Origin of the sequence: Cryobacterium sp. N21, assembly GCF_002929575.1 — a bacterium.
Classification (GTDB): domain Bacteria; phylum Actinomycetota; class Actinomycetes; order Actinomycetales; family Microbacteriaceae; genus Cryobacterium; species Cryobacterium flavum.
The window spans coordinates 127772-151104 of sequence record NZ_PJJQ01000034.1 but is presented as its reverse complement, the minus strand read 5'-3'; the positions used below and the strand labels follow the sequence as shown (position 1 = coordinate 151104).

The following is a 23333-nucleotide window of genomic DNA, read 5'->3' as shown; positions in this document are numbered from 1 at the left end:
GACGGAACCAGGTGAAAATAGGTGTTACGCGGCGGGAGGCGTAGCGGCCGGGGTGCCGGCCGTGATGACCTCGGTCTCGGCCTCTTCTTCGTCTTCGCCACGCGGGGTGTGGATGTACACGACGAGAGCGTCTTCATCGGAGATGAGCACGGCGCCGGTGGGCAGCGGAACGTCCTTGGCGTGAATCTGGGCGCCGTCTTCGAGGCCTTCGATCGACACGGTGACGTTCTCGGGGATGTCGGTGGCTTCAACCTCGAGCAACAGGGTCTTGGTGTCGAAGTCGGCGATCGTGCCGGCGAAGGACTCGCCGGACATGTGCACCTGAACTTCAACCTGAACCTTTTCACCCTTGCGCACGACGACGAGGTCGATGTGCTCGATGATGGCCTTCACCGGGTCCTTCTGCACGTCCTTGACCAGCACGAGCTGCTTGGTGCCTTCAATGTCGAGCTCGAGGAGCATGTTGGCGCGACGCAGCAGCAGGGCGATGCGGTGGGCGGGCAGCGACACGTGCACCGGATCGGTGCCGTGGCCGTAGATGACGGCCGGGATCTTGCCGAGTACGCGCAGCTTGCGGGCCGCACCCTTGCCGAAGTTCGTGCGGAGGTCTGCCTCGACGGCGGTAACTTCTCTAGCCATGGTATTTCTCCTTGCGGGGCCTAAGCCCAGATCGTGATTCACGGGCCGAAGCCCGAGAAAGAGGGGTACTGATTCAACTCGAACGCATGTCAGCGTGAGGAAAAGCCCAAGGCCTCGTCCGCCGCGTCGATAACGGATGCCGCCGGCCCAGAATGCAGGCACGACACTATCCCTCGCCGAAGTTCGTTTCAATCTTACACAGTTCGAGCCACCCCTGCAGCCCGGGCGTGTCGTCGGCTTGCCTTACCAGTCGTGAACGGTGCCGTCGGCCAGACGATTGAAGGGCAGGTACGCCGTCTGGTACGGGTACTTGCCGGCCTCGTCCACGTTCAGCTGAACGCCCAGACCGGGCTTGTTACCGGGGTGCAGGTAGCCGTCGGAAAAGCTGAAGGACTGTTCGAAAACGCTGTTGGTGGCGTCGCCGTGTTGCATGTACTCCTGGATTCCAAAGTTGTGAATGGCCAGGTCGAGGTGCAGCGCCGCCGCCATGCCCACCGGGGAGATGTCGGTCGGGCCGTGAATGCCGGACTTGATCTGGTACTGGGCGGCGTAGTCGAGAATCTTCTTCAGGGGCGAAATGCCGCCGGTGTGGGTGACCGCCGACCGCACGTAGTCGATGAGCTGGTCCTTGATCAGGGTTTGGTAGTCCCAGACCGTGTTGAAGACCTCACCGATCGCGAGCGGGATGGTGGTATGCGAGCGCACCAGCCGCAGGGCATCCTGGTTTTCGGCCGGGGTGCAGTCTTCGAGCCAGAACAGATCGTACGGTTCAAGCGACTTACCGAGTCTCGCGGCCTGGATCGGCGTCATCCGGTGATGACCGTCGTGCAGCAGGGGCAGTTCGGCGCCGAACTCGCCGCGAACCCCCTCGAACACGGTCGGCAGGTGCCGCAGGTAGGCGCGGGTATCCCAGTCTTCCTCCGCAGGCCTGGCCGCACGCTGGGCCGGTTCGTAGTCGTAGCGTTTGCCACTGGTCTGGGTTTGCGCGGCAACGCCGTAGATGGCTTTCAGGCCGGGGATGGCAGTCTGCACCCGGATGGCCCGGTAGCCGAGCGCCTGATGCTTGCGGATGGAATCGAACAGTTCGGGCAGGTCGCGCCCCGATGCGTGACCGTAGGCGAGAATTTTGTCCCGGCTGGCTCCCCCGAGCAGCTGGTAGAGCGGCATCCCGGCGGCCTGCGCTTTAAGATCCCAGAGCGCCACGTCAACGGCGGCAATCGCGGCCATGGTGACCGGGCCCCGGCGCCAGTAGGCGCTGCGATAGAGAAACTGCCAGGTATCTTCGATGCGGTGGGCGTCGGCGCCGAGCAACAGCGGCACGACGTGCTCCTGCAGGTAGGCCACCACGGCCAGTTCGCGGCCGTTCAAGGTGGCGTCACCGAGCCCGACGAGCCCGTCGTCGGTGGTGAGGCGCAGGGTCACGAAATTGCGATCCGGGCTGGTGACGATGACTTCTGCTCTGTCGATCTTCATGGTTCTCCTTGGTCGTGCGTGTCATCAGAAGGGGGCTCGGCACGGTGATGGCCGTCACCACTCCGCCAGTGCGCCGTCCGCGTGCCGCCAGATCGGCGACCGCCACGTGTGCCCGCGCGAGTCGGCGGCCCTTACTGCGGCCTCGTCAATCTCGATGCCGAGACCGGGGCCGGTCAACAGTTCAATGTTTCCGTTGACGAATTTCAATGGCTCCTTCTCGAGCACGTAATCGAGAACTTCGGCGCCCTGGTTGTAATGGATGCCGATGCTCTGCTCCTGAATGAGGTAGTTGGGAGTGGCGAAGCCCACCTGCAGGCAGGCGGCGAGCGCGATCGGGCCAAGCGGGCAGTGCGGGGCCAGCTGTACGTCGTACACCTCCGCCATCGCCGCGATGCGGCGTACTTCGGAGATTCCGCCGGCATGGGAGAGGTCGGGCTGCGCCACGGCGATGCCAGCCTCGAACACAGGCAGAAAATCCTGCCGGGTGTAGAGCCGCTCCCCGGTCGCGATCGGAATCGAGGTGGCCTGGGCCAGCTGACCAATCAGGTGGGAATTCTCCGGCACGACCGGTTCTTCAATGAAGAACGGTCGCAGGGGTTCGAGCAACGGGGCGATCCGGCGGGTATTGGCGAGCGTGAACCGACCGTGAAAGTCCACGGCCACATCACGGTCGGGGCCGAGCACGGCGCGCGCGGCGGCGACCCGTTCGAGCACACCGTCGATTTCAGCGACCGTGCCGACTCGGCTCATGATGCCGGAGGCGTTCATCTTGACGGCGGTCAGCCCCACGGCCATCTGCGCCGCGATCGCGTCGGCGATGCCGCTCGGGTCGTCGCCGCCGACCCAGCCGTACATGCGGATGCGATCGCGCACCGCGCCGCCGAGCAGCTGGTAGACCGGTACCCCGAGCGACTTGCCCTTGAGGTCCCACAGAGCCTGGTCGATGCCGGAGACAGCGCTGCCGAACACCGGTCCACCGCGGTAGAAACCGCTCTTGGTCAATACCTGCCAGTGGTCTTCAATGCGGTCGGGGTCGGCGCCGATGAGATATTCCGCGAACTGTTCGACGACCGCGCGCACGGCATCCGAATGCCCTTCCAGGCTGGCTTCGCCCCAGCCGACGACGCCATCGCTGGTTTCAAGCCGCACGAATAGCCAACGGGGTGCCACGAGAAAAGTTTCCACTCGTTCAATGTGTGACACGGGCAGCCTCACCGCTTTCTGTTTCGGCGGCGAGAGCCGCAAGGATCCGTTCGACGATGGTGCCGGGCGGTTCGACGATGTCCACGGTTACGCCGCGTTCATCGTGTGTGCGTACCTCGAGCGTGTCAAACTGCGATTGCAGCAGCGCGGGAGGCATGAATTCGTGGGTGCGTGCGCGTAGCCGGGCTGCGATCAGGTCGATCGATCCTTCCGGATCAACCACGAACAGGTCAACGGCGTGATCGCGCAGCAGGTCGCGATAACTGCGTTTGAGGGCCGAGCAGGCGATGACGATGCCGTTCGGGTAGTCCCCGGCCAGGCAGCGCCCCACCTCATGCAGCCACGGCAGCCGGTGTTCATCCTGCAGCGCGTTTCCGGCGGCCATGGCGGCCTTGTTCGCGGCGGGGTGCAGGGTATCGCCGTCGAGGAACCGGGCACCGAGGCGCTCGGCCAGAAATTCACCGATGGTCGATTTGCCAGAGCCCTGCACACCCATGACGACGATCGGCGGGAGGCCCACCCTCAGCCCTTGGTCGCACCGGCGGTGAGGCCGGACACGATGTACTTCTGGGTGAACAGCGCAATGACCATGATCGGAACGGTGACCACGACGGCTGCCGCCATCAGGCTTCCCCAGTCGATGCTGGCATACGAGACGAAGTTGAAGATCGCCACCGGCAGGGTCTTGGTATTCGCGCCGGAGAGCACCAGCGCGAACATGAAGTTGTTCCACGAAAAGATAAAGGAGAGGATGCCGGCCGTCGCGAGTCCCGGAACCGACAGCGGCAGGGTGATCCGCAGGAACGCGCCGATGTGGGTGAGGCCGTCCACCTGCGCCTGCTCCTCCAGTTCGAGCGGAGTCGAGTCGAAATAGCTGATCATGATGTACACGATGAGCGGCAGGGCGACGAACATGTGCGAGAGAATCAGCACGCCGAAGCCGCCGACCATGCGCATGTTGGCGAAGATGAAGTACCACGGCACGAGCAGGCTGACGCCCGGAATGATGCGTGCCATGAGGACGACCAGCGCGGAGCGGTGCATCGCGAAACGACTCATCGCGTAGGCGGCCGGAACTCCGATGAGCAGGGAGAAGACGGTGGACAACAGCGCCACCCAGAAACTATTGAAGATGAATCCGAAATAGTTATTGCGGCTGAGCACGTTGTCGTAGTTGTCGAGCGTCGGCGTGAAGAACAGGGTCTTGCTGGCGTCGTAGATGTCGACATTGGTCTTGAGTGACGCGACGAACATCCAGACCAGCGGAGCGACGAACAGCAGCACCGTGAGGGTGAGGGCGACGACCCGAAAGATTTTGTACGCTCGCGGCTTGCGGCGCCGCGGTGCAATCGCGACCGGGCGCGGAGTCTGGGTGACAGGACGGGCTGGCAGGGTCGTTGTCATGACCGGTTCGCCTTTCTGCGGTAGGTGAGTACCCACATGATCGCGATGATGAGCAGGAAGAACAGGATCAGCACGGTGGACGCGATCCCGTAGTCGTTGTAGTCGAAGCTCAGGCCGAAGGCATAGATGTTCAGCGTCTCGACTTCGTGGAATGACCCGCCGCCCTTGCCCTTGGTGGCATAGAGGATGTCGAAGGTCTTGAGGGCGTCGATTCCGCGCAGCACGATGGTCACGATGACGGTGGCCCGCAGGAGTGGCAGAGTGACGAACCAGAATCGCTGCCAGGCGTTGGCGCCGTCAATGCGCGCAGCTTCGTCGGGTTCGTCGGAGAGTGAGGTGAGGCCGGCGAGCAGCATCAGTACGACCATCGGTGTCCACTGCCAGATATCGACGAACATGAGCGTCGGCAGGGCGGTGTACTGGCCGGACAGCCAGGGCTGTGCCGGAATACCGATCCAGCTGAGCACCTGGTTGGCGAAGCCGATGTTCGGGTCGAAGATGAGGCGCCACATCATGCCGACGGCGACCGGGGTAGCGACCAGGGGCAGCAGGATCGCGACGCGAACCCATTTCTCGCCGCGGAACGGGCGCCAGAGCAGCAGGGCAATGCACATGCCGAGGACAAGCTCAATGGCCAGCGCTCCGCCGGTGAAGACGAACGTGCGCATCACGGCGGGCCAGAAGCGATCCGTGTCGGTGAGCACCTCGACGTAGTTGCTGAATCCGACCAGGTTGGATGCTGCGCGCACCGAGCCCTCGGAGTCCGTCACGCTGAGGTACAGCGTCCAGCCCAGCGGCACCGCGATGAGCAGCCCGACGAAGATCATCGCTGGGGAGGCGAAGAGCCACTTGCGATGACGGTTTGCCCAGGTGGAATAGTTCTTCCACATTGAGGGCTTGGTGGTGACCATTGTGGTCATCGTTCACCTCACACTTGGTAGTGCACGTTCAGAAAGAAGGGGGTGGCGGGGCGGACGACCGCGTTCGGGCATCCGCCCCGCCTCAGTGGTGCGGGTTATTCGTCGTCGAGGATTCCCTGAAAAGCCTCGCTCGCGGCATCCGCTGCTGCGTCGGAGTCGCCGCCGGTGATGGCGATGACGATCGGATCTCCTACGATCTCGCGCGCTTCGGGCACCTTGATGACGAGCGGGCGGTCATGACCGACACCGTTCTTGGTGCTCGTGGCGATCGCGGCGGCAAGGTCGGCCGGGTAGGTCGACGTGCCCTCCGGGTCTTCCCAGACCGACTGGCGCGCACCGGGAACGCCGTCCTGCTGCACCTCCAGGGTCAGGTCCGCGCTGGTGGCCCATTCGATGAACGACCAGGCTTCATCCGTGTAGGCCGATTCAGCGTTGACACCGAGTGCCCAGGACGGCACGTTGTAGGCGGCCGAACCGCCAGGACCGGCCGGCATCGGTGCGAAGCCGACGGTGTCGGAGACCTTGGAAGTCTCGGGGTCGGTCGCGTTCTTGTAGAGGCTGTCGGCCTCGGTGTACAATCCGGCCTGGCCCTGCGTGAAGATGGCCATGGCCTCAGGCCAGCTCATGTCGGTGCTGACATTCTCCGGACCGTAGTCGCGGATCAGTCCGCCGTAGAACGCGTAGGCTTCCTTGGCCTCAGAGCTGGCGATAGCTGAGTTGCCGTCTTCGTCGATGAAGTCACCGCCGAAGCTGTAGAGAAAGCTGGAGAACTGGGTGACGGCGGCGGACTTGCCGGTACGGGCGACGAAGCCGGCCACGCCGGGGTTCTGTTCCTTGATTGCCTTGGCCGCGGCTTCGAGCTCGTCCATCGTGGTCGGCACCTCGAGTCCGGCTTTGGCGAGGAGGTCCTTGCGGTAGTAGAGCACTTCCTGCTCGGTGATGATCGGCACGCCAACGACGTTGCCGTCGTAGGTGGTCGACTCGACCGGCCCGGACTGGAAGTCGCTCCAGTTCCAGTCGGCGTTCGACTCGACGTTGTCAGACAGGTCGGCCAGATAGCCGTTCTTCGCGAACAGCTTGCCTTCTTGGAGCGGGCGATACATCATGACGTCGATCTCATCGGTGCCCGCATTGAGCTTCACGTTGTACTGATCGGAGAGCTGGTCTTCGCCGTACTGGCTGAGCTCGACGGTGAGGCCGGTGGCTGCCTCGAACTCGGGCAGCTTGCTCTTGATCGTGTCGGTCCACACGTGGTTGGCGAGGGTCACTCGAAGAGTTTTCGAGCCCCCGTCATCACCGGCACCGGCACTGCACGCGGTGAGTGTGCCCGCCGCGAAAAATGTCGCTGCGACGATGGCCGCAACGCGAACAACTGAATGACGCTTCACTGTGTCTCCCATTCGAAAGAACCGGCGCTTTGAGCCACGGTTCCCAACAGAATGCATCTTTACATCTGTCTCGAGAGGAAACGTTACCGAATAAAGCATACTTATTCAAGTTTATTGCCGGAACGATATGATCAAGCGCATGACGCACAATCTGACGACCGGGCCGGGCGCCGACCCGCTCGTCGACTTGCCCGAGAGCCTTGACTACGGAACCCCCTCGACCAGCCTGCACGCGCGCGTCGTCGATCTGCTGGGCCTGGCCATCTGCGCCGGTGAACTTGCCAGCAAGTCGGTCTTCCGCATCGAGGAGCTCGAGGAACGATACGGTGTCTCCCGATCGGTGGTGCGCGAAGCCATCCGCGTGCTCGCCTCCATGGGTATGCTCGCTTCTCGCCGTCGCGTCGGCGTGCAGATTCTGCCAGCCTCCGAGTGGAACCTGTATGACCCACAGGTCATCCGCTGGAGGCTCGCGTCGCCGGCCCGCATCGCCCAATTGCGTTCCCTGACCGAGCTGCGCACCGCCATTGAACCGCAGGCCGCCCGGCTCGCCGCCATCCGCGCTCCCCTAGCGGATGCCAGCGAGCTGATGGGGCTGGCCGGCAAGCTGTGGGCCGCCGGCCAGGCCGACGACCCCGAGGCTTTCCTCGTGCTCGACATCGAGTTTCACCGTCTTGTGCTGGCCAGTTCGGGCAACGAAATGTTCGCCAAACTCAACACCCTGGTGGCCGAGGTGCTGACCGGGCGCACGAACTACGGACTGATGCCGCGGCATCCGCACAACGAAGCACTGCAACTGCACGTCGATGTGGCCAGCGCGATTCAGCGCGGCAACCCGGAGGCAGCCCACGAAGCCATGCTCGGCATCATGGAACGCGCCTTCAACGAGATGAGTTCCATCTGGGACGGCAAGCCCACGAAATAGGACCAGCATTGCGCAATGCTGTCCCCCGATTGCGGGACCGTTCAGGCCTGTGCGCTAAACTCGTAGGTGGTCTGTTCAGTACAGCCCCAAAGGAGAAAACGTGTCAGAGTCCGGTTCAGCACAGGCAAACATTGGTGTCGTGGGTCTGGCGGTGATGGGATCGAATCTCGCCCGCAACCTCGCCGGCCGCGAGGGAAACACCGTAGCGGTCTACAACCGCTCCCCCGAACGCACCCGCCTGCTCACGACCGAGCACCCGGAGGCAAACTTCGTCGCCTCCGAGGACATCGCCGATTTCGTCGCCTCGCTGACGAAGCCGCGCACCGCCATCATCATGGTGCAGGCCGGCCGCGGCACCGACGCCGTCATCTCCCAGCTCTCTGAGCTGTTCGAACCCGGCGACATCATCGTCGACGGCGGCAACGCCGAATTCACCGACACCATTCGTCGCGAAAAGGAGCAGAGCGCCAAGGGCCTCAACTTCGTCGGTGCCGGCATCTCCGGTGGCGAAGAGGGTGCCCTCAACGGCCCGAGCATCATGCCCGGCGGCTCAGTGGAGGCCTACAAGACCCTCGGCCCCATTCTTGAGTCCATCGCCGCCGTCGTCGACGGTGTACCCTGCGTCACCCACATCGGCACCGACGGTGCCGGCCACTTCGTCAAGATGATCCACAACGGCATCGAATACGCCGACATGCAGCTCATCGCCGAAGCCTACGACCTGCTGCGCAAGGTCGGCGGGCACTCCCCCGAGGCCATCGCCGATATCTTCACCGACTGGAACGGCGGGGAGCTCGATAGCTACCTGATCGAAATCACCGCGGAGATTCTGCGCCAGGTCGACGCGAAGACCGGCGAACCCTTCATCGACGTCGTGCTCGACGAGGCAGGCTCCAAGGGAACCGGCGTCTGGACCGTGCAGAACGCGCTCGACCTCGGCGTTCCCGTCGGCGGCATCGCCGAAGCCGTCTTCGCCCGCGCCGTTTCGGCCCACCCGGAGCAGCGCGAACCGGTGCGCGCCACAATTACGGCACGCCCAGAAATCGCCGTCGTCGGCAACACCTTCCAGGAAGACGTGCGCCAGGCGCTCTACGCCTCGAAGATCATTGCCTACGCCCAGGGTTTCGACGCGATCATCGCCGGTGCGACCAAGTACAACTGGAACATCGACAAGGGCGCCATCGCCACCATCTGGCGCGGCGGCTGCATCATTCGCGCCCAGTTCCTCAACCGCATCGTGGATGCCTACAACAACGACCCGTCCATCCCGAGTCTGCTCGTTGACCAGTACTTCGCCGACGCCATCGCCGCCGGCGAGGCCGCCTGGCGCCGCGTCGTATCCACCGCCGCGCTGTCGGGCATCCCGGTTCCCGGCTTCGGCTCGAGCCTGAGCTACTTCGACTCGCTCGCAAGCGAACGCCTGCCGGCCGCCCTGGTGCAGGGCCAGCGCGACTTCTTCGGTGCGCACACCTACCACCGCGTCGACATGCCCGGCACCTTCCACACCCTGTGGTCCGGCGACCGCACCGAGATCGCCACCGAGGCGTCGACGCACTAGCGGCCGTGTCGGCCGGCGGCATCCACTTCTCACGCGTAGAGAACGGATGCCGCCGGCCGCTTCGTTTAACCGAGTCGCTTCACACCCAGGTCTGGGAGAATGGGGGTACCCATGGCTGACAATCACCCCGAGCTCTCCGGCTACGAGCCGAACGACGACTACCGCCCCCTGCGCGGCAAGCACTTCACAACCATTTTGCGCGTCGTCGTGGTGCTCGGGCTGATCGCCCTGGTCGTGCCGGGCGTGCTCACGACCATGCGCGTCGCCTCCGACACCGCCAGCAACGCCTGTGTGACCGCGGTGGCCCAGTACTATCCCTCAGCCGTGGACTTCGACGCGCGATTCGAGTTCGCCGGGCCCGGCGGGTTCGGCTGGCAGTGCTACGCGATCGACGTGAACGAGCGCGAGACCTTCGTGACGCCGCTCGGCATCATTCCCTCCGCGCCGCGCCAGCTGGCCCCGGCCACGCGCACATAATTCTCTAACGAGGTGTGAGTTTTGACCCGAAAATCACGAAAATCGGGCTCGAACTCACACCTCGGCAGCGCCTGAACCTACGCGGCGCCGTCGAACATCGAGGTGACCGAACCCTCGTCGAAGACCTCGTGGATGGCGCGCGCCAACAACGGAGCGATCGGCAGCACTGTGAGCGTCGGGAAGCGCTTCTCCGGCGGGATCGGCAGCGTGTCGGTGACGACGACGGCGCTGATGGCCGGGTTCTGCAGCATGTCAACGGCCGGGTCGCTGAACACGGCGTGCGTGGCGGCGACGACGACGCCGATGGCGCCGGCCTCGCGCAGTGCCTCGGCGGCCAGGGCGATCGTGCGTCCGGTGTCGATCATGTCGTCAACGAGCAGGCAGACGCGGCCGCTGACCTGGCCGACGATCTCGTGCACGGAGACCCGGTTGGGCACGAGTGGGTCGCGGCGCTTGTGGATGATGGCGAGCGGCACACCGAGGCGGTCGCTCCAGATGTCGGCGACGCGCACGCGACCCATGTCGGGCGAGACCACGGTGAGGGTCGCCGGGTCGAGCTTCTCGCGGAAGTGCTCGAGCAGAACCGGCATCGCGAAGAGGTGGTCGACGGGACCGTCGAAGAAGCCCTGGATCTGGGCGGCGTGCAGGTCGATCGACATGATGCGATCGGCGCCGGCGACCTTGAACAGGTCGGCGACGAGGCGGGCCGAGATCGGCTCGCGTCCGCGACCCTTCTTGTCCTGCCGGGCGTAGGGGTAGAACGGAGCGACCACGGTGATGCGCTTGGCAGAGGCCCGCTTGAGCGCGTCCACCATGATGAGCTGTTCCATCAGCCATTCATTAATCGGAGCGGTGTGGGACTGGATGACGAAGGCATCCGAGCCGCGCACGCTCTCGTCGAACCTGGCATACAGTTCGCCGTTGGCGAAGGTGCGTGCGTCGGTGTGGAGCAGCTCAGAACCAAGCTCCGTGGCGATGTCGAGAGCGAGCTGCGGGTGCGCTCGCCCCGAAACCAGTACTAGTCGTTTGTCGCCGCTGGTCTTGATTTCCGACACCTATTCTCCAGTCTTATCGCTGCTTGTGGGGGCATTGACCGCCGCCGTGTCCGCGGCCGTGCCCGGACGGTTGGCGTGAACCCAGCCGTCCATGTTGCGTTGCGGGGTCACGTTGATGGCCAGTGCGCCGGCCGGAACGCTCTTGCGAACGACCGTGCCTGCTCCCGTGTACGCCCCGTCACCAATTGTAATCGGCGCGACGAACACGTTGTGCGACCCGGTGCGCACGTGCGACCCGATCGCCGAGTGGTGTTTGGCCACGCCGTCATAGTTGGCGAAGATTGTTCCGGCACCGATATTCGACCCCTCGCCGACGGTGGCGTCGCCCACGTAGCTCAGGTGCGGCACCTTGCTGCCGGCACCGATCTGCGCGTTCTTGGTCTCGACGAAGGCGCCGATCTTGCCGTCGGCACCGAGCACGGTATTGGGGCGCAGGTAGGAGAACGGGCCGACGGATGCCCCCGCCTCGATCACCGCGAAGGTCGCGTCGGTGCGATTGACCCGGGCATTCTCGCCGATCTCGCAGTCGCGCAGGGTGGTGTCCGGGCCGACGATGGCACCGGTTGCGACCACGGTGGCGCCGATGATCTGGGTGCCGGGCAGCAGGGTGACGTCGGCCGCGAGCACGGCTTTGAGGTCGATCCAGGTGGTGGCCGGGTCCTGCACGGTCACTCCGGCCAGCTGCCAGCCGCGCACGATGAGGGCGTTGAGTTTCTGGGCTGTGTCGCCCAGCTGGGCGCGATCGTTGATTCCGGCGACGATCCAGGCATCCGCGACCGGAACAGCGCTCACCTCGGAGCCGGCCCGGCGCAACAGTTCGATCACATCGGTGAGGTATTTCTCACCCTGGGCGTTGGCGGTGGTGAGCTGGGCGAGCTGCTGGCGCAGCGCGGCCAGGCCGAACAGGTAGACGCCGGCGTTGATCTCGGTGACGGCCAGTTCGGCATCCGTCGCATCCTTCTGCTCGACGATGCGGTCGAACGCACCCTCCACCGAGCGGATGATGCGGCCATAGCCGGTCGCATCGTCCGGGTAGGCGGACAGCACGGTTCCCGCCGCGTTGCCCTGGCGGTGCGAGGCGATGAAGGAGGCGAGCGTTGCGGCGTTCAGCAACGGGACGTCGCCGTTGATCACGAGCACGTCACCGTCGAAATCGGCCGGCAGCGCGGCGACGGCCTGCTCGACGGCGCGGCCGGTGCCGGGAATCTCGTCTTGGTCGACGATCGTGCTCTCCGGCAGGTCTTCGGCCACGACGGCGGCCAGCAGGTCGCGTTCGTGCCGCACGACGGTCACGACGTGGGCGGCGTCGAGCGCCCGCGCGGTCGCGAGCACGTGGCTGACGATCGGTACGCCGGCGAGCGGATGCAGCAGCTTGGGCAGGCTGGACTTCATGCGGGTACCCTGGCCGGCGGCCAGAACAACAATGGCGAGGCGGGCGTCTGTCACGAGATTCCTAACGCATTTGGTGAAGAAAGTGAGGGCTCCGCCACCAGGATTCGAACCTGGACCGAACAACTCCAAAGGTTGCCGTGCTGCCGTTACACTATGGCGGACCATGCCGGCCGAGGCCAGCAACCAGTCAAGTCTGCCAGATTCTGAGCGGCGCGCAGCACCGCTGACGGCGGCCAGACGGCCTCTGGGCGAAGAAACCCCCGGGTAAGCGGGATAATGGAGCAATGCCTGCCCATGATGAAGTCGACCGAATCGTCGATTCGTGGCTGCGCGAACGGCCCGATCTGGATTTTGCGCCGCTGCAGGTGCTCAGCCGGGTTGCCCGGTTGTCGAAGCACCTCGACCGGGCCCGCCGCACCGCCTTCTCCCGGTCGGAGCTCGCATCGTGGGAGTTCGATGTGCTCTCGGCCCTGCGCCGCGCCGGCACGCCCTACGAGCTCAGCCCGAAGGCGTTGTTGCTGCAGACGCTCGTCTCAAGTGGCACCATGACGAACCGCATCGACGGGCTCGTTGACCGCGGTCTGGTCACGCGCCGCTCCGCACCCACCGACGGTCGCGGCATCCTGGTGGGCATGACGCCGGCCGGACTCACCCGAGTGGATGCCGCCATAACCCGGCTGGTCGACGCCGAAGCCGACCTGCTCGACACCCTCTCGGTGACCGACCAGGACCGGCTGGCCGCGCTGTTGCGCAAGCTCAGCCTCGACTTCGACTAAGACCCCGTGACAGCTACCGGCGCAGGGCTTTGCGGGCCAGCGAGTTGCCGAGGAACTGCACGAGCTGCACCAGGATGATGATCAAGAGCACCGCAGCCCAGGTGACGACGGGTTCGTACTGCCGGTAGCCGTATTGCAGGGCGAAATTACCGAGCCCACCGCCGCCCACGTAGCCGGCCACCGCGGACATGTCCACGAGGGCGACGAAGATGAACGTGAAGCCGAGAATCAGCGGGCCCAGGGCTTCCGGCAGCAGCACGGTGAAGATGATGCGAATGGGCCCGGCACCCACGCTGCGAGCCGCGTCGATCACTCCGGGCGTCACGGTGAGGAGGTTCTGTTCCACGATGCGCCCCATCGCGAATGATGCCGCAAGCGAGATGGTGAAAATAATGGCGTCGTTACCGATCCCACTACCGGTCGCTGCCCGCGCGAGCGGCTGGGCGGCGGCAAGGAAGATGATGAACGGGATGGGCCGGATCACGTTCACGAGAACGTTGAGCACGACGAAGACCGGCTTGTTATCGAGGATGCTGCCGCCGCGGGTGAGGTACAGCCCCAGCCCGATGATGAGCCCCCCGATACCGCCGAAGAACAGGGTCGCCGCGACGATGTAGAGCGTCTCGCCCGTCGCCGTCCAGAGTTCGGGCAACAGATTGCTGAGCGCATCCATCAGCGCACCTCCGTGACGGTCGTGAGAAGGCGTACCCGTTCGAGTGCGGCATCGACTAGGGCGTCGTCGGCATGCAAGGCAAGGGTGAGGTGACCGAACGGGCGCCCCTGGATCTCGTTGACGCCGCCATAGATCACCTGGAACGGAACCCCGGCAGTCACGAACTGGCCGAAGACCTCGGACTGGTCGATCTCGGTGTCCCGGAACGACAGAGTCACGATGCGTCCGGTGTGGCGCTCACGCAGTACCGCGAGCTCGGACGCCGAGGGGACCCCCTTCACGACGGTGGAGACAAAGCGGGCGGATGCCGCCTGCTGCGGATTCGAGAACACATCGAACACGGGTCCTCGCTCGATAACCGTGCCCTGGTCCATGACCGCGACCTTCGTCGCGATGGTCTGGATGACATCCATTTCGTGCGTGATCACGATGATCGTGATGCCGAGTTCGGCGTTGACTCGTTTGAGGAGCGCGAGCACCTCATGCGTTGTCTCAGGGTCGAGCGCGCTTGTGGCCTCGTCGGCGAGCAGGATGCTCGGAGAGGTCGCGAGCGCCCGAGCGATACCCACGCGTTGCTTCTGCCCGCCGGACAGCTGGTCGGGGTACGACTTCGCCTTATCGGTCAGGCCGACGAAGCTCAGCAGCTCGGCGACCCGGGCCGCGCGGTCCTTCTTCGGGAAACCGGCGACTTCGAGGGGGTAAGCCACGTTGCCGGCGACGGTACGCGAGCCGAGCAGGTTGAACTGTTGGAAGATCATGCCGATGCCGAGCCGGATCTTACGCAGCTCACGCTCGGGCAGGGTCGCGATGTCGCGCCCGTTGATGAAAATCTCGCCGCCACTCGAGCGTTCGAGCGCATTCACGAGCCGCACCAGGGTGCTCTTGCCCGCGCCGGAATAGCCGATGATGCCGTAAATATCACCGGCCTCGACGTCGAGGCTCACCGAGTCGATGGCCGTGACCGTGGCGCCACCCTTCGTCGTGCTGGGGTAGCTCTTGCTGACGTTCCGCAGCGAGACAACGCTCATAATGTTCTTTCTTCACCGCTCATGAGCAACTTGCATAGTTCCCGAGCTCGGGACGTGCCCTGTGCTCTATTGAAACAGAGTGCTGACTCGCGCACCGGGTGGGACTACTTGGCGTTTTCGACGTCGGTGGTCACGCCGGCGAGGGACTCTTCAAGCTCGGCGGTAGTCGCGGCGAGCGGCACGGCGGTGTCGCCGGAAACGGCGAGGAGGCCATCCTGGACGTCCTGGTTGGTCTGGAAGATCTCGATGAGCTTCAAGAAAGTCTCGTTGTCCTTGTCGTCGGCGCGGGAGGCGAAGACGTTGATGTACGCGAACGCGTCCGCGTCGGTCGGGTCGTCGGCGGCGAGGGCGCCCTCGAATGTGAGGCCCGCCTTCTCGACGAAGTCGTTGTTGATGACGGCCGCGGCGACGTCGGCGAGCGAAGCGGCAGTGAGCGACGGCTCGAGGGCCGTGACGGTCACCTTGGAGTTGTCTTCGTCGATGTCGTCAAGACCGGAGAGGTTAGTGCCACCCTCGTCGAGGGTGATGAGGTCTTCGGCCTGCAGTAGCAGCAAGGCCCGGGCCAGGTTGGTCGCGTCGTTCGGAACGGCGACCGTGTCACCCTCCTGGATGTCGTCGAGGCCGTCATACTCGGTCGAGTACAGTCCGAGAGGATAGATCGCGGTGGAGCCGATCGGGGCCAGGTCGGAGCCGCTCGAGACGTTGTAGTCCGCGAGGAACACGAGGTGCTGGAACTGGTTCATGTCCAGCTCGCCTTCGCTGACGGAGGGGTTCAGCTGCTGGTAGTCGGCGAAGTCGACGAGTTCGATGCTAATTCCCTCGTCGGCGGCAGCCTTCTGGTAGATGTCCCAGTACGGGTCACTGGCGCCGATGACACCGATCTTGATGACGTCATCTTCGGTGCCCGTCGCCGCCTCGTTGGAGCCGCCGGCGCATCCGGCGAGCAGTGCGACCAGCGGGAGGACGGCAAGTGCGGTTATGAGTTTTTTCTTCACGATGATTCCTTCGGGCGATCTGGGTTCCGGTTGCTCCGGGCACGCTGCCATGACCGGTTAAACCAGAAGGCTGCGCCCATGAGGAGCTGCGTACCGCGGCTGCGCAGGTACCCCTCAACGATACGTGCCGAAGCTGCGACGCGCGGCCCGCACCGACACACTACGTCACAGCTTCTTTCGAATCAGCCCTCGATTAACTCGGTAAGTTCGACCCAGCGGGTTTCGAGCGTGGCGATGGTCTCTTCCAGTTCGGTCAGTTTCACGCCGAGCGCGCCGAGACCGGCGAAATCGGACTGGTCGTGCGCGGCGAGCTTTTCGTGCTTGAGTGCGATGCGCTCTTGCAGTTTGACCACCTTGCGGTCGATCGAGCCGAGCTCTTTCTGGGCGTTGCGCAGTTCGGCGCCACCCAGGGTGGGGATCTTTTTGGCCTTGCCAGCGGCATCCGTCGGCGACCCCTGAGCGGGGCCGGCGACAGCTTTGCGGCGCACGTCGAGGTACTGGTCGACGCCGCCGGGCAGGTGGCGAAAGCCGCCGTCCATGACGGCGTACTGGTTGTCGGTGACGCGCTCGATGAGGTACCGGTCGTGCGAGACGACCAGCAGGGTGCCGGGGAAGGAGTCGAGCAGGTCTTCCATGGCGGCGAGCATGTCGGTGTCGAGGTCGTTGGTGGGCTCGTCGAGGATGAGTACGTTCGGCTCGCTGAGCACGATCAGCAGCAGTTGCAGTCGGCGCTTCTGGCCACCGGAGAGGTCCTTGACCTGGGTGGTGAGCTGCGCGCTCAGAAAGCCCATGCGTTCGAGCATCTGGCCGGGCGTGATCTCCTTACCGCCGGCCATGTAGCTGGTTTTCTGGCGGCCGATGACGTCGCTCACGCGGTCGTTGCGGATTTCGTCGAGTTCGAACAGCTGCTGGGTGAGTACGGCGACCTTGATGGTCTTGCCGCGCTTCACGTGCCCGCTGGTCGGCTGCAGGGTGCCGGCGACGAGGTTCAGCAGGGTGGACTTGCCCGCCCCGTTGACGCCCATGATTCCGGTGCGCTCCCCCGGTGCGATGCGCCAGGTGATGTCGTTCAGCACGGTCTTGTCGCCGAACTTCACACCGATGTCGATGAGGTCGACGACGTCCTTGCCGAGGCGCTGCATGGCCATCGACTGCATCGTGACGGTATCGCGGGGCGGCGGCTCGTTCTCGATCAGCACGTTGGCGGCATCGATGCGGAACTTGGGCTTGGCGGTGCGGGCCGGGGCGCCGCGGCGCAGCCAGGCCAGCTCCTTCTTCATGAGATTCTGGCGCTTGGACTCGACGACCGAACTCATGCGGTCGCGCTCGACGCGCTGCAGAATGTAGGCGGCGTAGCCTCCCTCGAAGGGCTCGATCAGGCGGTCGTGCACCTCCCAGGTGATGTTGCAGACCTCGTCGAGGAACCACCGGTCGTGGGTGACGACCACAAGTCCGCCCGACTGGGCGGCCCAGCGGGTCTTGAGGTGCCCGGCGAGCCAGGAGATGCCTTCCACATCGAGGTGGTTGGTGGGCTCGTCGAGAAAGATGCAGTCGTAGTCGCCGATGAGCACGGCGGCGAGGGCTACCCGACGGCGCTGGCCACCGGAGAGGTCGTCGACCAGGGCGTCCCAGGGAATGTCGCGTACGAGGCCGCCGATGACGTCGCGCACCTTGGCGTCTCCCGCCCAGACGTGTTCTTCGATGCCGCCGACGATGGTGTGGCCGACGGTCTGGCCGCTGGCGAGGTCGTCGGACTGGTCGAGCATGCCGATAGTGACGCCGCGGCGACGGGTGACCCGGCCTTCGTCGGGTTCCATGCGGCCGGCCAGCAGACGCATGAGGGTGGATTTGCCGTCACCGTTCTTGCCGACGACGCCGATGCGGTCGCCTTCGTTGAGGCCGGCGGTGACGCTGTCAAAGATAACGCGGGTGGGAAATTCGAGGTGCAGGGACTCAGCCCCGAGAAGATGTGCCATAGCCTCCGAGTTTACGGCACGCTGGGCGCTGTCATCCCGGGCCGAATGCGAAGGCTCAGATGAGGCGGGCCCCATGCACCGGGCCGGTGGCTCGCACGACCTTGAGGCGGGAGGCAGAGAGCGCGACCTGCAATTCGAGCGCGCTGTCGGCATCCGCTACCAGAAAAGCCACGGTCGGGCCGGAGCCGGAGAGGATGCCGGCCAGGGCGCCGTTCTCTTCGCCGAGCTGCAGCACCTTGCCGAGCCCGGGCGCGAGGTGCAGCGCCGGAGCCTGCAGGTCGTTGTGCAGCACGTCGGCGAGCATGTGCGGGTCGCCGGCGCGCAGTGCCTGCAGCACGTTCGCGTCGACACTGGGCTGATGCTCGGCCGGAAAGATGTCCTGCGCGTGGCGATCGCGGTGCCGGTCGAGCTCCTGGTACACGCCGGGCGTCGACATACCGAAGTCGGCCAGGGCGAGTACCCACTGGAATTTTCCCTTGGCCAGCGCCGGGCTCAGCTGGTCGCCGCGACCGGTTCCGATGGCGGTGCCGCCGGTGAAGGAGAACGGTACGTCGGCGCCGAGGGTCGCGGCAATGGCGAGCAGCTCGTCCTTGGTGGCGCTGGTCCCCCACAGGGCGTCGCAGGCGAGCAGGGTGGCCGCGGCGTCGGCCGAGCCGCCGCCCATCCCGCCAGCGATGGGCACGTTCTTCTCGATCTCGAGGTGCACGCCGCCGCGATAGCCGGTCTTGCGGGCGAGGGCCCTGGCTGCTTTGATGGCGAGGTTGCTGCCGCCGGTGGCGAGGCCGGAGGTGTCGATGCTGCCGCTGAACTCGACCGAGAAGTCGCTGGCCGGCGTGGCACGCACGTCCTCGAACAGGGAGACAGCCTGGTAGGCCGTCGCGAGGTCGTGGTAACCGTCTTCCATGACGGCGCCGACCTTGAGGAAGACGTTGATTTTACCCGGTGCCCGCGCGTGCACAGCGGTGGTGCCGGCGGTCGTCATCATGCTTTTAACTTAGCCCAGCCTGTGTGCCCGCACCGACCGCCGCCGCAGCTACGCGGGTGACCAGACGCGCGCGATGGCGAGAAAATCGTGCACGGTGAGCTGCTCGCCCCGCGCCTCGGGGTCGATGCCCGCCGCGCTCATCAGAGCGGATGCCGTGGCCGAGTCCCCAAGGACGACCGACAGCGACTGCCGCAACATCTTTCGGCGCTGCTGGAAAGCGGCGTCGACGAGCGCGAAGGTCTTGAGCCGGAGCTCCTCGGATTCCAGCGGCTGGGGCCGCCGGTCGAAGGCGATGAGGATCGAGTCGACGTTGGGGACCGGCCAAAACACCTGGCGGCTTACCTTGCCAGCGGTGCGAAAATCGCCGTACCAGGCGGCTTTGACGCTCGGGCTGCCGTAGATCTTGTTGCCGGGCGGGGCTGCGAGGCGTTCGCCGACCTCGGCCTGCACCATGACGACACCGGCGCGAATCGACTCGAAGTGCTCGAGCAGGTAGAGCAACACCGGCACAGAGACGTTGTAGGGCAGGTTGGCGACGAGCCGGGTGGGGTCGCCGGGCAGCTCGGTGATCTTCAGAGCGTCGGCACGGATGACCGACAGTCTGGCGCCGGGCTGCATGAGTTCGACGGTGAGTGGCAGCTGCTCGGCCAGGCGGTCGTCGATTTCAACGGCGACGACGGCGGCGCCGACCTCGAGCATGCCGAGGGTGAGCGAGCCGAGGCCTGGTCCGACCTCGACCACGGTGTCGCCGGGTGCGACCCGGGCGACCTTGACGATGCGCCGTACGGTATTGCCGTCGATGACGAAGTTCTGGCCGAGCTTCTTGGTGGGGTTGACGCCGAGCATCTCGGCGAGGTCGCGAATCTCAGCCGGACCGAGGAGGGTCTTCGCGGGCTTCGGCTCGTCAGCAACGTCGGTCATGCGATGCCGCCGCGCGGGGTGGGGTCCGGGCCTGGATCGTCGTGGGCGGCCGTGACCGGTTCGGCGTCCCAGCGGCCGTAGACCAGCTCGGTGTTGGCGGTGATTTGAGCGGAGAGCAGGGAGACATCCGTTTCGAGGTGGGCAGCCATGCCGCGCAGCGTGTTCGGCAGCAGGTAGGGCGCGTTGGGCCGGCCGCGGTAGGGCAGGGGGGTGAGGAAGGGGGCATCCGTTTCGACCAGCAGCAGGTTGCGTGGGGCAACGAACAGGGCGTCGCGCAGCATGGAGGCGTTTTTGAACGTGACGTTGCCGGCGAACGACATATACCAGCCATGATCGGCGCAGAGGCGAGCCATGTCGGCGTCTCCGGAGAAGCAGTGAAAGACCGTGCGTTCGGGGGCGCCCACCTTGAGCAGGGTTTCGATGACGGCTTCGTGGGCGTTGCGGTCGTGAATCTGCAGCGCCAGGTTGTTCTCCTTGGCGATGCGAATGTGCGCCTCGAAGGATCGAAACTGGGCGGCGCGGCCTTCTTCGCCGGTGCGAAAGAAGTCGAGGCCGGTCTCACCGACCGCGACCACGCGCGGCTGTCCGGCGAGTTCGTTGATCACGGCGAGGGCGTCGTCGAGGGTGCCGGCCGCGTCGAGTGCTGGCGCTTCGTTGGGGTGGATGGCGACGGCGGCCAGCATGCGCGGCTCGATCAGGGCGCACGCGGCCGACCAGCGGGACGTTTCCACGTCGCCGCCGACCTGGATCACCCCGCGCACGCCGACGCTCGAGGCGCGATCAAGCTGTTCCCGGTAGCTGAGCGGATGCTCGCCGTCACTGATTTCGAGATGGGTGTGGTTGTCGTAGACGGGCACCGTGAGCGGTTCCGGCAGCGGCGGGTAGCTCAGGTCACGGCCCTGAGTGTTCTCGCGCTTCCGAACGGCGCTGCCGTAGCCGTCGACGCCTCCGTCGAGACTGGTGAGGGAATCGCTGGGCATCGCGTCGCTAGGCATCGGCCGGCTCCACGATCGATTCGATGCGCGGAAACAGCGGCTCGAGCGGGCTGACGTGTGCGCCGCCGGCCCATTCCCAGGCCCGGTCGATGCGCTGGTCGGCGAGCGCGCCGTCGCCACCGAGGGCGGTCCACAGCTCGCCGGTCGCGATGGGAATGACCGGCGAGAGCAGCACGGTGAGGGTGCCGAGGCCGCGCACGGCGGTGTGCAGCACGCTCTCCAGGCGAGCCCGCGTCTCCGGGTTCTTGGCCAGCGCCCACGGCTCCTGCAGGGTGATGTAGCCGTTGAGCTCGTCGACCAGTTCCCACACGCTCGCGAGGGCGTCGTGGATGGCGAGGGTCTCGATGAAGGCGCGCGAGGCATCCGTCACGCGCTGTTCGGTCGCGGCAATCGCGAGGTCGTCGGCCGTCAACGCGCCAGCTTCGGGCACGACGCCGTCGCAGTACCGCACGACCATGGCGATCACGCGGGACGCGAGGTTGCCGAAGCCGTTGGCGAGCTCAGACTGGTAGCGGGCCGAGAGGTCCTCCCAGCTGAACGAGCCGTCCTGGCCGAAGCTGATGGCGCGCATGAAGTAGTACCGAAAAGCGTCGGAACCGAAGGTGTCGGTGATCTGGCTCGGGGCGATACCGGTGAGCTTGGACTTGCTCATCTTCTCTCCGCCGACCAACAGCCAGCCGTGGCCGAAGACCTGCTTGGGCACCTCGATGCCGGCGGCCATGAGCATGGCCGGCCAGATGACGGCGTGAAAGCGCAGAATGTCCTTGCCGACGATGTGGGTGGCAGGCCAGCGGCTCGCGAATTCCTCGTCGTTCTGGCCGTAGCCGGCCGCGGTGATGTAGTTCAGCAGAGCGTCGAACCAGACATAGACGACGTGCGATTCGTCCCACGGCACCTTGATGCCCCAGTCGAAGCTCGACCGGGAGATCGACAGGTCACTCAGGCCGCGCTTGACGAAGGACATGACCTCGTTGCGGGCCGCTTCCGGCTGCACGAAGTTGGGGTTCTCCTCGTACAGGGCCAGCAGTCGGTCGGCAAAGGCACTCATCTTGAAGAAGTAGTTCTTCTCGTGCAGCAGTTCCACCGGCTTGGAGTGGATCGCACAGACCGGCTGGCCGGCATAGTCACCGGTGCCGTCGACGAGGTCGCTGATCTGCTTGTACTCCTCGCAGCCGACGCAGTAGTAGCCCTCGTACTCGCCGGTGTAGATGTGACCCTCATCGTGCAGGTGCTGCAGAAACTTCTGCGCGTTCACCTCGTGGCGTTCGTCGGTGGTGCGAATGAAGTCGTCGTTGGCGATATTGACGGTCTCCAGCAACGGCTTCCACGCGGTCTCGACCAGACGGTCGGCCCATTCCTTGGGCGTGACGCCGTTTGCGATGGCGGTGCGCAGAATTTTCTGGCCGTGTTCGTCGGTGCCGGTGAGCAGCCAGGCGTCATCGCCGGACTGCCGGTGCCAGCGCGCGAGCACGTCGGCAGCGACCTCGGTGTAGGCGTGCCCGATGTGCGGCACATCATTCACGTAGAAAATGGGCGTGGTGATGTAAAAAGAGCCAGCGGACATGCGTTCATCTTATGCGCCAGGCCACCGCATCTCCTCCCTCTTACGCCGGGCGGGCCCTCGCGGCCTAACCGAGAGGAAAGGCCGACCGGTCGGGTTTCGGCGCGGATGCCCCGGTCTTGGCCTGCAGCGCGTGCTCGTAGAGTTCGCGCTTGCCGAGGCCGCTGGCCGCCGACACGTCGGCCGCAGCATCCTTCAAGCGGATGCCGCCCGCCACGAGGTCGAGCACCTCCGCCACGCCCATGGCCAGGTTCAGTACCCGCACTTCAGCACCCGCAACGACGATGCAGATCTCGCCGCGCACGCCTGCCGCCGCCCACTCGGCCAGTTCGGCCGCCGTGCCGCGCTTGACCTCTTCGAAGAACTTGGTCAGTTCCCGGCAGACCACGACGCGACGGTCGGCTCCGAGCGTGGCCGTGAGGTCGAGCAGAGAGTCGGCCAGCCGGTTGGGCGATTCGAAGAACACCATGGTGCGGCGTTCAGCGGCGAGGTCACGCAGCAGCTTGATCCGCTCACCGTACTTACGCGGCAGGAAGCCTTCGAAGGTGAACCGGTCGGTCGGCAGCCCGGAGACGGCGAGAGCGGTCAGCACTGCGGACGGCCCGGGCAGGGCGGTGACCTGCACGCCGGCCGCCACCGCGGCATCCACTAAGTGAAAGCCGGGATCGGAGACGGTGGGCATTCCGGCGTCGCTCAGCACGAGGATGTCGACGTCGCGGGCGAGTTCGACCAGTTCGGCGGCCTTGCCGCGTTCGTTGTGGTCGTGCAGGGCAATGAGCTTGGGCCGATTCTCGATGCCGAGGGCTTTGAGCAGGTGCACGGTGACGCGGGTATCCTCGGCGGCCACGATCGTGATGGTACTCAGGGTCTCGATCAGGCGCCGGGAGGCGTCGCCGAGATTTCCGATCGGGGTGGCAGCAAGGATGATCATGCTGCAATTCTCGCAGCCTCGGGCGAGCCTTTCGTTCTTCGCTTGCTCGGTACGATAGTCA

General features: G+C 65.3%; 22 protein-coding genes and 1 tRNA gene. 4 read left to right on the top strand and 19 right to left on the bottom strand.

Going from position 1 to position 23333, the window contains the following annotated elements; all coding sequences use genetic code 11:
• Positions 1-24: 24 nt before the first annotated feature.
• From CXY77_RS12855 to CXY77_RS12825, 7 genes are all read right to left on the bottom strand, one after another.
• Positions 25-639 carry a 50S ribosomal protein L25/general stress protein Ctc gene (locus CXY77_RS12855; RefSeq protein WP_104089338.1) on the bottom strand — a complete coding sequence of 205 codons (615 nt, stop codon included), beginning with the start codon at positions 637-639 and terminating at the stop codon, positions 25-27.
• A gap of 243 nt (positions 640-882) precedes the next feature.
• Positions 883-2112, bottom strand: a complete 1230-nt coding sequence (manD, locus tag CXY77_RS12850) for a D-mannonate dehydratase ManD (protein WP_092340650.1) — start codon at positions 2110-2112, stop codon at positions 883-885.
• Between the two features lie 54 nt (positions 2113-2166).
• Positions 2167-3315, bottom strand: coding sequence for a galactonate dehydratase (dgoD, locus tag CXY77_RS12845; protein WP_092340649.1), 1149 nt, complete (start codon positions 3313-3315; stop codon positions 2167-2169).
• Positions 3302-3835 (bottom strand): gluconokinase, encoded by a 534-nt coding sequence (locus tag CXY77_RS12840; protein WP_233197389.1) that lies wholly within the window; start codon positions 3833-3835, stop codon positions 3302-3304. The genes dgoD and CXY77_RS12840 overlap by 14 nt, the downstream gene beginning before the upstream one ends.
• A 2-nt stretch (positions 3836-3837) precedes the next feature.
• Positions 3838-4719 (bottom strand): carbohydrate ABC transporter permease, encoded by an 882-nt coding sequence (locus CXY77_RS12835; protein WP_092340648.1) that lies wholly within the window; start codon positions 4717-4719, stop codon positions 3838-3840.
• Positions 4716-5639, bottom strand: a complete 924-nt coding sequence (locus tag CXY77_RS12830; protein ID WP_233197388.1) for a carbohydrate ABC transporter permease — start codon at positions 5637-5639, stop codon at positions 4716-4718. Before CXY77_RS12830 ends, CXY77_RS12835 begins: the two co-directional genes overlap by 4 nt.
• A 95-nt stretch (positions 5640-5734) precedes the next feature.
• Entirely contained in the window at positions 5735-6907 is a 1173-nt protein-coding gene (locus CXY77_RS12825; protein ID WP_233197387.1) for a sugar ABC transporter substrate-binding protein, read from the bottom strand.
• Positions 6908-7166: 259 nt separating this feature from the next.
• Here CXY77_RS12825 and CXY77_RS12820 point away from each other — a divergent pair, with 259 nt between their 5' ends.
• The 3 genes from CXY77_RS12820 (at position 7167) to CXY77_RS12810 (ending at position 9984) form a co-directional block, all read left to right on the top strand.
• A complete protein-coding gene (locus tag CXY77_RS12820; RefSeq protein WP_104130298.1) occupies positions 7167-7949 on the top strand; it encodes a FadR/GntR family transcriptional regulator in 783 nt (260 codons plus the stop codon).
• A 154-nt stretch (positions 7950-8103) separates the two neighbouring features.
• Positions 8104-9507, top strand: coding sequence for an NADP-dependent phosphogluconate dehydrogenase (gene gndA / locus CXY77_RS12815; protein WP_369827301.1), 1404 nt, complete (start codon positions 8104-8106; stop codon positions 9505-9507).
• A 111-nt stretch (positions 9508-9618) separates the two neighbouring features.
• Positions 9619-9984: a hypothetical protein gene (locus CXY77_RS12810; RefSeq protein WP_104089342.1), complete on the top strand. Its 366-nt coding sequence runs from the start codon at positions 9619-9621 to the stop codon at positions 9982-9984.
• A gap of 77 nt (positions 9985-10061) precedes the next feature.
• Here the strand turns inward: CXY77_RS12810 and CXY77_RS12805 are convergent, their stop codons facing one another.
• The 3 genes from CXY77_RS12805 to CXY77_RS12795 all read right to left on the bottom strand — a co-directional run bounded on the left by CXY77_RS12805 (position 10062) and on the right by CXY77_RS12795 (position 12592).
• A complete protein-coding gene (locus tag CXY77_RS12805) occupies positions 10062-11039 on the bottom strand; it encodes a ribose-phosphate diphosphokinase (RefSeq protein ID WP_092340644.1) in 978 nt (325 codons plus the stop codon).
• Complete coding sequence (gene glmU / locus CXY77_RS12800) at positions 11040-12485, bottom strand: bifunctional UDP-N-acetylglucosamine diphosphorylase/glucosamine-1-phosphate N-acetyltransferase GlmU (protein WP_104130187.1); 1446 nt, start codon at positions 12483-12485, stop codon at positions 11040-11042.
• A 35-nt stretch (positions 12486-12520) separates the two neighbouring features.
• Positions 12521-12592: transfer RNA gene (locus CXY77_RS12795), tRNA-Gln, on the bottom strand.
• Between the two features lie 123 nt (positions 12593-12715).
• On the opposite strand from CXY77_RS12795, the gene CXY77_RS12790 reads away from it, so the two are divergent.
• On the top strand, positions 12716-13207 hold the full coding sequence (locus tag CXY77_RS12790; RefSeq protein WP_104130186.1) for a MarR family winged helix-turn-helix transcriptional regulator: 492 nt from the start codon (positions 12716-12718) through the stop codon (positions 13205-13207).
• A 13-nt stretch (positions 13208-13220) separates the two neighbouring features.
• Here CXY77_RS12790 and CXY77_RS12785 read toward each other — a convergent pair whose 3' ends face one another.
• The 9 genes from CXY77_RS12785 to rsmI all read right to left on the bottom strand — a co-directional run bounded on the left by CXY77_RS12785 (position 13221) and on the right by rsmI (position 23272).
• Complete coding sequence (locus tag CXY77_RS12785; RefSeq protein WP_104130185.1) at positions 13221-13880, bottom strand: methionine ABC transporter permease; 660 nt, start codon at positions 13878-13880, stop codon at positions 13221-13223.
• Entirely contained in the window at positions 13880-14908 is a 1029-nt protein-coding gene (locus CXY77_RS12780; RefSeq protein WP_104130184.1) for a methionine ABC transporter ATP-binding protein, read from the bottom strand. The genes CXY77_RS12785 and CXY77_RS12780 overlap by 1 nt, the downstream gene beginning before the upstream one ends.
• 104 nt (positions 14909-15012) lie before the next feature.
• Positions 15013-15903, bottom strand: coding sequence for a MetQ/NlpA family ABC transporter substrate-binding protein (locus CXY77_RS12775; protein ID WP_233197386.1), 891 nt, complete (start codon positions 15901-15903; stop codon positions 15013-15015).
• A 182-nt stretch (positions 15904-16085) separates the two neighbouring features.
• Positions 16086-17879 carry an ABC-F family ATP-binding cassette domain-containing protein gene (locus tag CXY77_RS12770; protein ID WP_092340638.1) on the bottom strand — a complete coding sequence of 598 codons (1794 nt, stop codon included), beginning with the start codon at positions 17877-17879 and terminating at the stop codon, positions 16086-16088.
• Positions 17880-17934: 55 nt separating this feature from the next.
• Positions 17935-18861, bottom strand: coding sequence for a 4-(cytidine 5'-diphospho)-2-C-methyl-D-erythritol kinase (locus CXY77_RS12765; protein WP_092340781.1), 927 nt, complete (start codon positions 18859-18861; stop codon positions 17935-17937).
• 51 nt (positions 18862-18912) lie between these two features.
• Complete coding sequence (gene rsmA, locus CXY77_RS12760; protein ID WP_092340637.1) at positions 18913-19785, bottom strand: 16S rRNA (adenine(1518)-N(6)/adenine(1519)-N(6))-dimethyltransferase RsmA; 873 nt, start codon at positions 19783-19785, stop codon at positions 18913-18915.
• The gene (locus tag CXY77_RS12755) at positions 19782-20765 is read right to left on the bottom strand and encodes a TatD family hydrolase (protein ID WP_104130182.1); all 984 of its coding nucleotides are present in this window, start codon (positions 20763-20765) and stop codon (positions 19782-19784) included. Before CXY77_RS12755 ends, rsmA begins: the two co-directional genes overlap by 4 nt.
• Before the next feature lie 7 nt (positions 20766-20772).
• Entirely contained in the window at positions 20773-22344 is a 1572-nt protein-coding gene (gene metG, locus CXY77_RS12750) for a methionine--tRNA ligase (RefSeq protein WP_104130181.1), read from the bottom strand.
• A 64-nt stretch (positions 22345-22408) separates the two neighbouring features.
• The gene (rsmI, locus tag CXY77_RS12745) at positions 22409-23272 is read right to left on the bottom strand and encodes a 16S rRNA (cytidine(1402)-2'-O)-methyltransferase (protein WP_104130180.1); all 864 of its coding nucleotides are present in this window, start codon (positions 23270-23272) and stop codon (positions 22409-22411) included.
• Positions 23273-23333 lie beyond the last annotated feature (61 nt).